Source organism: uncultured Fretibacterium sp. (assembly GCF_963544685.1).
In the GTDB taxonomy this organism is placed as follows: domain Bacteria; phylum Synergistota; class Synergistia; order Synergistales; family Aminobacteriaceae; genus CAJPSE01.
Window position 1 is genome coordinate 1 of record NZ_CAUUGJ010000006.1, and the last position, 12,174, is coordinate 12,174.

General features: G+C 66.9%; 10 protein-coding genes and 1 tRNA gene. 6 read left to right on the forward strand and 5 right to left on the reverse strand.

The features are described from left to right. Positions 1–63: 63 nt before the first annotated feature. From ABLA28_RS01255 to ABLA28_RS01280, 6 genes are all read left to right on the forward strand, one after another. The gene (locus ABLA28_RS01255) at positions 64–927 is read left to right on the forward strand and encodes a class I SAM-dependent methyltransferase (RefSeq protein WP_347712184.1); all 864 of its coding nucleotides are present in this window, start codon (positions 64–66) and stop codon (positions 925–927) included. A 608-nt stretch (positions 928–1,535) separates the two neighbouring features. Further along, entirely contained in the window at positions 1,536–2,276 is a 741-nt protein-coding gene (locus ABLA28_RS01260) for a lysozyme inhibitor LprI family protein (RefSeq protein WP_347712185.1), read from the forward strand. Positions 2,277–2,937: 661 nt separating this feature from the next. Then, on the forward strand, positions 2,938–4,185 hold the full coding sequence (locus tag ABLA28_RS01265) for a hypothetical protein (RefSeq protein ID WP_347712186.1): 1,248 nt from the start codon (positions 2,938–2,940) through the stop codon (positions 4,183–4,185). Between the two features lie 93 nt (positions 4,186–4,278). Further along, positions 4,279–5,703 carry an AmmeMemoRadiSam system protein A gene (gene amrA / locus ABLA28_RS01270; RefSeq protein ID WP_347712187.1) on the forward strand — a complete coding sequence of 475 codons (1,425 nt, stop codon included), beginning with the start codon at positions 4,279–4,281 and terminating at the stop codon, positions 5,701–5,703. A gap of 130 nt (positions 5,704–5,833) precedes the next feature. Then, positions 5,834–7,180, forward strand: coding sequence for a UDP-glucose/GDP-mannose dehydrogenase family protein (locus ABLA28_RS01275; protein WP_299301967.1), 1,347 nt, complete (start codon positions 5,834–5,836; stop codon positions 7,178–7,180). A 73-nt stretch (positions 7,181–7,253) separates the two neighbouring features. Then, positions 7,254–7,329 (forward strand) — tRNA-Gly (locus ABLA28_RS01280). A 212-nt stretch (positions 7,330–7,541) separates the two neighbouring features. Here ABLA28_RS01280 and ABLA28_RS01285 read toward each other — a convergent pair. The 5 genes from ABLA28_RS01285 to ABLA28_RS01305 form a co-directional block, all read right to left on the reverse strand. Next, positions 7,542–8,267 (reverse strand): lysozyme inhibitor LprI family protein, encoded by a 726-nt coding sequence (locus ABLA28_RS01285; RefSeq protein WP_347712188.1) that lies wholly within the window; start codon positions 8,265–8,267, stop codon positions 7,542–7,544. A 127-nt stretch (positions 8,268–8,394) separates the two neighbouring features. Further along, a complete protein-coding gene (locus ABLA28_RS01290; RefSeq protein ID WP_347712189.1) occupies positions 8,395–9,513 on the reverse strand; it encodes a hypothetical protein in 1,119 nt (372 codons plus the stop codon). Next, the gene (locus ABLA28_RS01295; RefSeq protein ID WP_299301959.1) at positions 9,513–10,448 is read right to left on the reverse strand and encodes an NrtA/SsuA/CpmA family ABC transporter substrate-binding protein; all 936 of its coding nucleotides are present in this window, start codon (positions 10,446–10,448) and stop codon (positions 9,513–9,515) included. The genes ABLA28_RS01290 and ABLA28_RS01295 overlap by 1 nt, the downstream gene beginning before the upstream one ends. Positions 10,449–10,483: 35 nt before the next feature. Further along, complete coding sequence (locus tag ABLA28_RS01300; protein ID WP_347712190.1) at positions 10,484–11,218, reverse strand: ABC transporter ATP-binding protein; 735 nt, start codon at positions 11,216–11,218, stop codon at positions 10,484–10,486. 1 nt (position 11,219) lies between these two features. Beyond that, entirely contained in the window at positions 11,220–11,993 is a 774-nt protein-coding gene (locus ABLA28_RS01305; protein WP_315099526.1) for an ABC transporter permease, read from the reverse strand. Between the last annotated feature and the right edge of the window lie 181 nt (positions 11,994–12,174).

The window sequence follows — 12,174 nt, forward strand, 5'->3', positions numbered from 1 at the left end:
AGTAGTTTACCAGCCCTGGTATCACTTCCACGTTACTTATTCTACGAGGAGGTTGGTTCAAATATGGTCGATCAAAATACGGATGAGAACAGGGAAGCGCAGGGTGAGCTCGATTTCAAGAGCCCCATCTCGGAGACATCGCTCCTGACGCTGTACTTCAAGGCACAGGAGACGAAGCGCCCCGACCGTATCATCGAGGACCCCAAGGCGATCGAGATCCTGGAGAAGCTCGGCGTGGACATGTCCCGCTTCCGGAACAAGAGGATGTCGCAGGTGGGGACGGTCATCCGTGTGCGCCGCTTCGACCGCCAGACGCGGCGCATCCTTGCGGAATGGGACAGGCCCGTGGTCGTGCATCTGGCCTGCGGGCTGGACGACCGTTTCCTGCGGACGGACTCGGGCAAGGGCGTCCAGGTGGACCTGGACCTGCCGGACGTCATGGCCGTGAGGGAGCGTTTCCTTCCGGGCTCGGAGCGCAACCCGCAGATCGGCGCCTCGATGTTCGAGACGGCGTGGATGGACGAACTGCTGGAGCGCTATCCGGGACACCGCTTCGCCTTCATCATGGAGGGGGTGCTGATGTACCTGCAGGAGCCGGACATCCAGGGGCTGTTCCGGAACCTGGCCCAGCGCTTCCCCGGCGGCGAGCTGCATTTCGACGCGGTCTCGCCCTGGATGGCCCGAAACTCCAAGATGCACGACTCGATTCGGGAGTACGGGGACGACGTGCGGTTCCACTGGGGGCTCGGTGGCCTCAGGGACATCGAGAGCTGGGACCCCGCGCTGAAGTTTGGGGAGGCGGAGTACTATTTGAACCAGGAGCTGCGCCGCTGGGGCTGGGCCGTCCTGTTCAACCTCATCCCCCCGCTGGCCAGGGGCGCGAAGATGCTGCTCTACAAGATTCGGAAGGAACGGCCCTCCGAATAGAAGCGGGCCTCCAACATGATGCATCGGGTGCATTTTGGGAGAGGCCTTCAAGATAAGACAAGGGGGCCGGATATCGCCCCCCGTTCTCAAGCTGTATTCGATCCGTTTCGATTATCGTTTTTTTCATCCTCGAGGCCAGGGAAGGAGCCCCAGCAGGGGCAGGAGGACGTAGCCCGCGCTGCATCCACCACCACATATCTTTCCTCTTGACATTATAAAGATAACCTGTACAATGTTTGCTATGGCAAACAGGCAGCGAGTAGCCGAAAGTCCCGGGGGTCCTCTCCTGGAAATACCGATCCCGAAGGGCAAGAGTAGGTACACCCCCTCGTTCTTGTTTGGTTGTTTGGAACCCCCCTCAAAAAGAAGGAGGTCGGCGTGATAGGACGTCGGCCTTTTTCTTTTTCCCTTTTTCCCCATGATCTTACCTTATATCCTTACCTTTATAATATGCGGCAGCCGCCGCAGGGGCTGAGGCTCCTATGGTGTTAAAATATTTTGAACATGTCATGCCATTCCCAAATTACTCTCGGGGAGGCATTGAAATTGAAGGATAGGCGTTGAAGGACGCACGCGTCCAGAACACGACAGGGAGGTATGAACGGAGCATGAGGAGTATGGCAGGGAAGTTCGGCAGGAGGTTCGCGAGGAGGTTCGTCCTTGTGCTGGCGGGGCTGGCGGTCCTGACGCTGGCGGGGCCGGCCGCGGGGCTGAGCGATGCGGAGTATCGCGAGATGATGAAGGACCCGGACTTCGCCAAGGCCGACAGAGCTCTGAACGAAGAATGGTCCAGGCTCCTGAAGGAGGGGGGCCTCTCGGAGGCGGGGATAAAGGCCCTGAAGGCGGACCAGGCGGAGTGGGTAAGGAAGGGGCGTGACGCGGCGGCCAAGCGCTACATGATGGAGGACGGCTACACGGCCCTCGAGGCCTATACCTCGGTGACCGCGATGCGCGTGGACGCGCTGCCGCACATCGTGGAGCCGATCTTCCTCAAGGATCGCTCCGACGGCCCCCAAGGCTATTACGTCCGGAGCGAGGACGGGCGGGAGACGGGCCGGCTCTCCGTCCGCTGGATAGACAAGGAGGCCGGAGAGATCAGCGTCGGCGTGGAGGCCATTCTGGACCCGGATTCGGACAAGTTCGAAATCCGCACCTTGTTCGGCGAGGGCACGGTGCGGAAAGGAGTGCTCGAGGTCGACGGAGACTACGACGGGCAGGGCAGCGCAACCCTCACCTTTCAGGGCGACAGGGTGCAGGTGGTGGCGTCCCCGGACCTCGCCCCGGACACCACGAACATGGGTTTGACGCTCGATGGGACCTACGTCCGTCAGAGGCTGCCGAATCCGTAGCGCGACGGCGAGTGGGTCCTCGAACCGCATCCACACCCTCGAGGTCGGAGACGCCTCCGCCGCTCCGTCCTTCAAGACGATGACGCCCCACTCCCCGGGGTCTTCCGAACTCGATTTTTGGCCCTCCCATCCATTTCGCCTTATCCCCCTCTGGCAAAAAGCAACCTAACGTCTGCAATACACAGCATTTACGATGTTTTTATAAATCCTATCTTTCCTATTGACATTATGAAGATGACCTGTATAATGTTTGTTGTGACCAACAAATAGCGAATGCCGAAAGCCCCGGGGGTCCTCTCCTGGAAATACCGATCCCAAGGGGCAAAAGTAGGCACACCCCCTCGTTCTTGTTCGGTCGTTTGGAACCCCCCTCAAAAAGAAGAAGGTCGGCGTGACACGGCGCCGGCCTTCTTCTTTTTTTGTTTCCCCACGACCCTTCCTCTCATGATGCCGCCCGGCGGCAGGGGCTGAGCGGCGGTGCTAAAATGAGCTTGAACAGGTAATGCCATTCCCGAAAATCCCTGAGGCAAGACGGGCGAAAGACAGCGCGCATGGTTTGGAATCGGAATACGGAAGGAATTTCGCGCGGTCCTCGGTTCCGCCGTTCGGTCGGGGGATGGGTTCCGGGCGGAAAAGACGAAAAACAGGAGGTTGTTCCGGGATGAAGAATCGTTTCAGGAGACGGCTGGGTATCTTGGGGCTGGTTTTGCTTGCGTTGGCGGCGGCCTTCGCCCTGCCTGCGGCGGCGGGGACGAGGGATGGGGACGGGCTCCACGAGAAGGCCTTTCTCGCGGAGTACGCCGGGTTCGAGGACGCGTCCCCGAGCCTTGCGCTGGTCGAGGAACGCCTGGCGCAGATGGCCCGGGACCTCGGTTCCGCGGGGGAGAAGCGTTCCACACGGAACCTGACCCTGCTGGACCTCGCCCTGAGGGCCTCCGGCATGGCGGAGACCGTTTACCCGATCGCGCCGCAGGAGCTCGAGAGGCTGTCCGGCCGTCTGGGTAAGCGTCTGGACGAGGCGGACGCGCGCAACCTCGCCGCGGCGAAGAGCATCGGCCTGATCGAGAGCGAGAAGGCCTGGGCCGCCGAAGCGACCGTCCCCGTCCGGGAGGCGGTCCGGCTGCTCTATCGCGTCATCGGGATCTCGAACGGAGGCGACCGCGCCCTGGGGCGCTCGGACGACCCCGAGATCTACGGCAGGCTCCAGTCGGCCTGGGATTCCTTCCGCCTCTTCGACGGGAGCAGGCTCTTCAACCTCGGGGTCAGGGCCATAGCCGACGGGGCCTCGACCGGCTACAACATCAAGTCGGACGCCTTCGACGCCCGTTTCGTGTCCCTCTACACCCTGCAGTACGGACATAGCGACATCCGCCACGCCAAGCAGCTGATGGCCCTTTTGAACGAGAAGGGGCTCGTCGCGAGGGTGGCGCTCGAGCCCAAGACGTCGTCCTACCGCTATCTGCTGGAGTGGGGCCCCGTCCCGGAGCCCTCGCGCCACTACAGGGTCGACAAGGTCCGCGAGGACCTCTATCTCGCCAGCGCGCTGGAGTACGACCTGAAGCTGGAGTTCCGGAGCCTGAAGGACAAGGACGCCTTCGACTCCCTCGTCCAGGCCCACGCCAAGAAGAACGACGCGAACCCCGAGGGAAAGGGCCTGCTTTACGGCTCCTGGTGGCAGCCGCTCTACAGCTCCCTGACGCTCATGGGGCCGGGGTACGAGGAGGTGGCGGAGAACGTGGTCCGCTCGGAGGCGAGCGTCGGATACCGCATGCACTCGTTCGTCCTCAAGGGCGGGGAACGGCGCTTCCGCACCGCGTTCCTCGCGCTGGACCCCGCGCTGAAGATCGAGACGCGCCCCCTCTGGTGCAACGAGGCGTTCTATCGTTACCTGAAGGGCGAGCACCAATAGCGCTCGCGAACCGGCGTTTCCCCGGAATACGGGGGCGTCAGCGGCGAGGGCGCGGTGAAGGAGAAATAAGGAAGCGATAAAGGAGGCGATGTCATGCCCTGGGTGTGGGCGGCCCTGATGCCGCATCCCCCGATCCTCGTCCCCGAGGTGGGGCGGGGGCGCGAGAACGAGGCTCGAGAGACCCTGAAGGGGCTGGAGCTCCTGGCGGAGTCCCTGAGGGACCGGAGGCCCGACGCGCTGCTGGTCCTGTCCCCCCACCAGCCCTATGCGCCCGGGGCGCTCTTCCTCAACTCCGCCGGGCGCGCGGCGGGGACGCTGGCTCCCTTCGGCGCTCCGTCCGTGACGATCGGGATCGCCTGCCCCGGGGAGCTTCGCAGGGCGGCCGCGGACCGCCTGTCCGCGTTGGGGGCCCGGATTCGGGAGGGAAGCCGCCCCGACCTGACGAGCGATCAGGGGACCCTCGTGCCCCTGTATTTCCTGCGCCAGGCCTGGGGGCGGGACGGAGAGAATCCGTCGGAGAATCTGCCGCCGACCCTCCTGGCCTCGCCCATAGGGCTGACGCCGGACGAGGCTCTTTCCCTGGGGGAGAGGCTGGCGCTCCTCGACGACGGCCTGCGCTGGGGGCTGGTGGCCAGCGGCGACCTGTCGCATCGCCTGACGCCGGACGCCCCGGCGGGCTACAGCCCCGAGGGGCGCGTATTCGACGCCGCGGTCCTCGAGGCCCTGACGTCCGCCGACGCCGGCCCCCTGCTCTCGCTGTCCCAGGAGACGCTGGAGGCGGCGGGGGAGTGCGGCCTGCGCTCCATCATGACGATGCTGGGGCTCACAGGCGCAGTCCGCGGGGCGATCCGGGTGTTCTCCTACGAGGGCCCGTTCGGGGTGGGATACTGCAGCGCCCTCTGGGAGCCGTCCGACGCAGGTGCGTCTCATGGAGGAGCATCCGATGGAGGTGCGGCCCATGGGGAGGCGCCCGGCGGGGAGGCGTCGCAGGACCATCCCTGCGCGCGTCTGGCGCGCGAGACGGTGACGCGCCTGCTGGAGGGACGCCCTCTGCCGGCCTCGGGAACGGAGGCGGCGCCCTCGGAGCTCTGGGCGGAACGCCGCGCCTGCTTCGTCTCCATCAAGACGCGGTCCGGGGCCCTGAGGGGCTGCATCGGCACCCTGGCCCCTTCGCAGCGCAGCCTGGACCGCGAGATCATCGCCAACGCCGTGTCAGCCGCGACCCGCGACCCCCGTTTTCCGCCCATGACGCGCGAGGAGCTCCCGGGCGTCCTCTTCTCGGTGGACGTGCTCTCCGACCCCGAGCCGGTGACGGACCTCGCCGATCTGGACCCCGGGGAGTGGGGCGTCATCGTCTCGAAGGACGGGCGGCGCGGCGTCCTCCTTCCCGACCTCGAGGGCGTGGACACGGTCGAGGAGCAGCTTGCCATCGCGGCGAGAAAGGCGGGCATCGCCGACCTTCGGGGCATCTCCGTCGAACGGTTCCGGGTGGACCGCTTCAAGGAGCGAACTGCCTGACCCCGCGCCCGGCATTCCCGGCGGATCGGGTCCGGAGCCCGGGGAAGTCGGCAGGGAGTGTGTTATGATTCTCGGGCGAGTCCAGGCCCAAAATGCGGGTAAAAATGCGGGATGGAGATGATGGGAATCGATGAAGCTGGCGACGATCGGAACGGGATACGTGGGGCTGGTCACGGGGACCTGCCTGGCCAAGTTCGGCAACACCGTGGTCTGCGCGGACACGGACCTGGAGCGGGTGGAGACCCTGCGCCGGGGCGAGGTGCCCTTCTACGAGCCCGGCCTTGCGGAGATGATGGTCCGCAACATGGAAGAGGGGCGGCTCTCCTTCACCGCGGACGTCGGGGAGGCCCTGAAGGGCGCGGACGTCTGCTTCATCACGGTGGGCACCCCCTCGGCGCCCGACGGCAGCGCGGACCTGTCCTACGTCGAGAGCGCCGCCCGGAGCGTGGGCCGTGGGATGTCCGGCAGCCTGCTGACGATCGTCAAGTCCACCGTCCCCGTAGGGACGAACGCCAGGGTCCGGGACTGGATAGCCTCCGAGCTTGAGGGCCGTTCGGCCGGCTTCGGCCTGTCGATGGCCTCCAACCCGGAGTTCCTGCGTGAGGGGGCCGCCCTACGCGACTTCCTGGAGCCGGACCGGGTCGTGCTGGGCACGGACTCCCCCGAGGCCCGGGAGATCCTGACCTCGCTCTACTCCTTCCTCGAGCCGTCGCGGCTCCTCTTCATGGACATCGCGTCGGCGGAGATGGCAAAGTACGCGGCCAACGCGATGCTGGCGACGCGCATCTCCTTCATGAACGAGATGGCGAACATCTGCGACCGCGTCGGGGCCGATGTGGAGAGCGTGCGCCGGGCGATGGGCATGGACAGCAGGATCGGCTCGAAGTTCCTCCACGCGGGGTGCGGCTACGGCGGCTCCTGCTTCCCCAAGGACGTCCGCGCGCTGCGCGACTTCGCCCGGTCGGCGGGCTACGAGCCCCGGCTTCTCACGGCGGTGGACGAGGTGAACGAGCGCCAGAAGGGAGTACTCTTCGAGAAGATCTCCGAGCGGCTGGGCGAGCTGTCGGGCCGGACTGTCGCCGTGTGGGGGCTGGCCTTCAAGCCCAAGACCTCCGACACGCGCGAGGCCCCGGCTCAGGTCCTGATCCGCAGCCTGCTGGACGCCGGGGCCCGGGTTCAGGCCCACGACCCCCGGGCCGTCGGGGAGACCCGGGAGGCGCTGGGCGACCGCCGGGGGCTGGTGTACGTCCACGAACCCTACGACGCCGTGAACGGCGCGGACGCCCTCGCCGTGGTGACGGAGTGGGACATCTACCGCCAGCCGGACTTCGATCGGATCAGGAGGCTGCTCCGGCAGCCGATCGTCGTGGACGGCCGAAACCTGTACTCCTGCTCCGACATGCGCCGCAGGGGGTTCGACTACCTCTCCATCGGCCGCCCGACGGCCTGGGGCTGCTCCGGGTCCCCCTCGGCCTGAGCGCGTCCTCGGCCGAAGGGGAGGCCCGCTTGCCAGAAGGGGCTTTTTGGGCTATAATTCCACCATCGGAAATGCGGATATAGCTCAGTTGGTAGAGCATCAGCTTCCCAAGCTGAGGGTCGCGGGTTCGAATCCCGTTGTCCGCTCCAGCAGATAATCCGGCACGGTCCGGTTATGTTGAAACCCCGCTTTTAAGCGGGGTTTTTTCTTTTTGATCTTTTTGACGGTCCGGCGCCGTTTTGTTGATGCGGATTCTCCCGAGCGTCCTCGGGCAGGAAGGCCCCCAGGCAGGCTGTCCCGGACTTCGCCCGGGCGTCCGAAACGCCGCGACCGTCCGCACGGCGGCGCGGAGCCCTGCGCGCTACAGCTTCGGCAGTCCCTGACGGACGTAGGTCCCCTCGATCGTCACCCCCATGCCCATGGAGCCCGACGCGAAGTCCGAGGTCGTCGCCACCTGCACCCTGTCGCCCTTGAAGGTGAAGGTCGCGCTGCCCTCCCCTTCCTCGTCCGGGGCCTTCAGCACCCCTTTCTGCACCGCGCCCCCGCCGGACCAGAGACCGCTTCGGACGTTGTCCGGCCGCAGGACCAGGATGGCCTCCGCATCGACGCTGACCTCCCCGGCCTTCTTGTCGGTCCAGCGGACGGAGAGCCAGCCCGTCTCCCGCCCGTTCTCGCGCCGGACGTAATAGCCCTGGGGGCCGTCGGGGCGATCCTGAAGGAAGATCCGTCCCGCGATCCCCGGCAGTTCGTCCGCGCGAAGCCGGGTCGCCGCCGTGTAGGCCTCGAGGGCCGTGGAGCCGCCCTCCATGAGGATTTTGGCCTGCGTATCGCGACCCTTCCTCACCCACTGCGCCTGGTCCGCCTTCAGAACCCTTATCCCCGCCTTCGAGAGGCCCCCTTCCTTCAGGAGCCCGGACCAGACTTCGTTCAGCCGTTTGTCGGACTTGGCGAAATCCGGGTCCTCCACCATCTCGCGATACTCCGCATCACTCAGCCCCGCGGCCGGCCCCGCCAGAGCGCCGAGACAGAGCGCCGAACAGACGGCAAACGCTGCAAACAAGCCCAAAAGACGTGAAGATCGCACCATGTTCGTCATTCCTCCTCCAAGGTCCAATCGTTCGGAAGGGCAGCCGCCGCACCATCCGCGTCGGGACTGCCAGTCCACCAGCGCGAGGACGAACCTCCCCGCGCGCCTCCCCCACCATACGCACAGACTACGGCACGACCTCGAACAGCTCCGGTTCATTCAGGGCGAGCCGCGCGAACTCGAGCTGGAGCCTCCGGCGCTCCGGCTCCTCGCCGAACGCCCCCGGGTCGCCGGCCCTGCGCTCGCAGAGCGCAAAATACTCGTGCGGGACGTACCGCTCCTTCAGGACGAAGGTCATCGGCTCACGACCGGGCAGCACGAACCGGAAGGCGAAGGCCCCGCTTCCCATCGGGGCCCTCGGGGCGCCGAGCCCCTCGGCCCAGCCGAAGTCGAAGGACGCCCGCCCCTCGCCGAACCCACGGAACAGGTACTCCAGGCCATCCAGGATCCCCGAACCGCGGGCTCCGGCCGTCACCTCGACCGAGCGGCGCTCGAACGCCTCGACGCCCGCGCGCCTTCCGAGCTGGCGCACCAGCGACCAGACCAGGCACAGGCCGCACAGGGCCGAGTTCCCGTGATAGCGGCGGAGGCTCTCCACCGTCACATCATACCCCTCGTGATCGATCAGGCCGAGGGACCCCGCCTCCTCCAGCGGAGGCGGCTCGTTCCCCTCCGGAAGGGGCTCGGCCGCCCTGGCCTCGTGAACGATGAAGAGCTCCGAGGGATCGAGGGACCGTATCGCCGAGGCGATCGCACGGCGCAGCTCCAGGGCGCGCGCCTCCGCGGCCTCCGGGTCCCCGCGGCCGTGGTGCAGGTCCTCGGTGGCGGCGTAGAACTCCTCGGGGACCAGCCCTGGCCGAAGCGAGAACCCGGCGCATCCCCCATCCTGCAGGAACCGGAAGAAGAAATACCCCTCCACGGGGGCGGGCACGGTCCCCACGGGGACCGGCAGGCTCAGGTCCAGCCGGTAGCGGTCCCGCGATACGCTCCTCAAGACCATCTCCGCCGCGTCCCTGAAGCCGCCGCCCGGAAAGGGGGTCTCGATCGCGCAGCGCTCGCGGACGAAGCTCCCGCCCCGCGGAAAGAGCAGCTCACGGGCCAGGGTCAGGGCCTTGAACCCCAGGACGGCGCCGGCGGGATACCGCCCCCCGTGGAAGGCGGCGACATCCCCGTACCCCGCAGACAGCCGGACGGAATCCGCCTCGAAGGGGATGGAGCGCCCCTCGGCGGCCGAGCTCCCGGCCATCAGCGAACCAGCAGCGAGGCCGGGTCCACGGACCGGGTGGCCAGCCCCTCGTCCACGAGGAAGCGCATGGTCCTCTCCAGCTCGGCGAGGTCCTCCGAGCGCACCGTGGGATCGAAATCGTAGAGCTTCTCCATCTCCAGCACCTGCTCCGTCGAGAGCCCCGTCTCCTCGCCCACGATCTTCACGGTCTCCTCCGGGTGCTCCTTAGCATAGGCCAAGGCCCTTCGGTGGACGTCGATCATCCGCCTCGCCAGGTCGTCCCGCTCCTTCAACGCCGCGCCGCTCACCCCGATAACGATGGTGCCCTCAACCAGTCCCTCGCCGTTGAAGAGCACCCGCGCACCGCCCTCCAGGGCCTTCAGGGCCAGGGGCCCCGCGGCCAGCGCCCCGTCGATGGAGCCGCTCATCAGGGCCGCGACGGCGGCGGGGATCCCCATCTCGATGTGCTCCACCTGAGAGGCCTCCATCCCCTCCCGCTTCAGGCCCGCCAGGAGCAGCTGGTGCAGCACCGTCCCCTTGGGTCCGGCGACCTTTTTGCCCTTGAGGTCGGCTACGGTGCGGATCGCGGGGTCCTTGACCACCAGACAGAAGCTCCTGGGGGAGCGGGAGTAGATCCCCGCGATGCGGACGTCCAGCCCCTGCGCGGCGGCAATCAGCAGGGACGTCCCGCCGATGCAGTTGGCGACCTGGACCGACCCCGCGGCCATGGCCTGGGACTGCTGCGCACCGGACGTGATCTCCGGGTGGGAGACCGCGTAGCCCAGGGGGCCGAACTCCGCCTCAAGCAGCCCCAGGCGTTTCTCCAGGATGGAGGGGATGTTGAGCGGCGACTTCACGTAGGTGATCGCCAGCGGCTTCTCCTCCGCCCCGGCTCCGGCCGCGAGCAGACACAGGGATATGATAACACCGAGCCCAAGAGCAAGAACCTTTTTCATGATCGTCCTCCTTCATATCGGGGCCGAGAGGCCCCCTAAAAGAACTGCGGCGCGACGCCGGACCGGGCTTCGCCCAACTCTATGGCGGCCAGGATCCGCTCGCGCAGGTCCGCCCGCGCCCCCGCGGGGAGCTCCCCATCGACGCCGAACGTCCCCGCGAAGCATCCCTCCCTCAGCACCACGACGCGCTCCGCAAGCGTCAGAGCCTCGTCGATGTCGTGGGTCACGAACACGATCGTCCGTCCCCCCTCCCGCCACAGGCGCAGCAGGTCGGACTGGAGCGTCCTGCGCGTGAACCAGTCCAGAGCTCCGAAGGGCTCGTCCATCAGGATCAGCCTGGGCCGGCAGAAGAGCGTCCGCCCCAGCGCGACCCTTTGGGCCATGCCCCCGGAGAGCTCGTGGGGCAGGCAGCGGGCGAAATCCGCCAGCCCCAGGGTGCGCAGGATCTCGTCCGCGTCCCCGAAGTCCCCGGCCGGACCGCCGGACCGGGCGGCAAAGCGGACGTTCTCGGCGACCGAGAGCCAGGGCATGAGGCGCGGCTCCTGAAAGACGTACCCCACCTGCCGCCTTGGGACGGAACGGACGATCCGGCCCCCGGACTCCCGCTCCAGCCCGGCGATCAGGCGCAGAAGCGTGGTCTTTCCGCAGCCGCTCCGGCCCACCAGCGCGGTGAAGGAGCCCTCCGAGAACTCCAGGCTGACCCCGCGCAGGGCCTCCACCGCTCCGCCCCGGCCGCGATAGACCTTCGAGACCTCCTCGACGCGCACCACCTCAGGCTCCTCCCTCCGGGACGCTCCAGGGGAACAGCCTCTCGGACAGAGCTCCGAGGGCCCGGTCCGAGAGGGCCCCGACGCACCCCAGGACGATGACGCCGCAGAGGATGGTGTCCGACCGGGAGAGGGTCTCGGCCTCGCGGATCATGTAGCCGACGCCCGAGGAGGCGGCCACGATCTCCGCGCCGATCAGCGACCTCCAGCTGTAGGAGAGCGCCAGGCGCACGCCGACGAGGAAATAGGGGAAGAACGCGGGAAACGCGACGTGACGGAAAAGGGCGAGAGGCGTGAACGAGAGCACGCGCCCCACCTCCAGAAGGCGGCGGTCGACCTGGCGGATGCCGCTCTCCACGTTCAGGAGCACGGGGAAGAAGCTGGCCATGACGACGACGGCGATCCGGGACGCCTCGCCGATCCCGAAGCCCAGGATCAGGAGCGGCACGACGGCCAGGGGCGGGATCTGCCGCAGGAAGTTCAGCAGCGGGCGGACGAGGGCGGAGAAAAGGGGCAGCAGCGCAAGCGCAATCCCCGTGGGAAAGGCGATGAGTACGGCGATCCCGAAGCCGCAGAGCACCCGAAACAGGCTGGCCCCCAGGTGGCGGAACAGGACCCCGTTCTCCAGCAGCTGCACCATGCGCGACGCGACCACGGCGGGCGAGGGAAACAGAAAATGGTTCCACCCGGGCGCCGAGCTCGCCGCGTACCAGAGACCGATGATTCCGATGAAGCCCAGAACGGGCAGGATGCGTTTACAGGGACGGTGTTCGTTCATGATTCCGAGTCGTTTCTCCAGCCGGGGGCCGCCGGCCTCCCATCCCCCGCGCGACGGATCTCCCGCAGCGGTGGGGCGGCAGCGTATTCGTTTAACAAGACAAACATACTACCATGGAGAGACCCTCTGTCAAGGGAGCGGAGGCGCGGCGTCAACAGCCAGAGAAAAAGTCGCCCCCAGG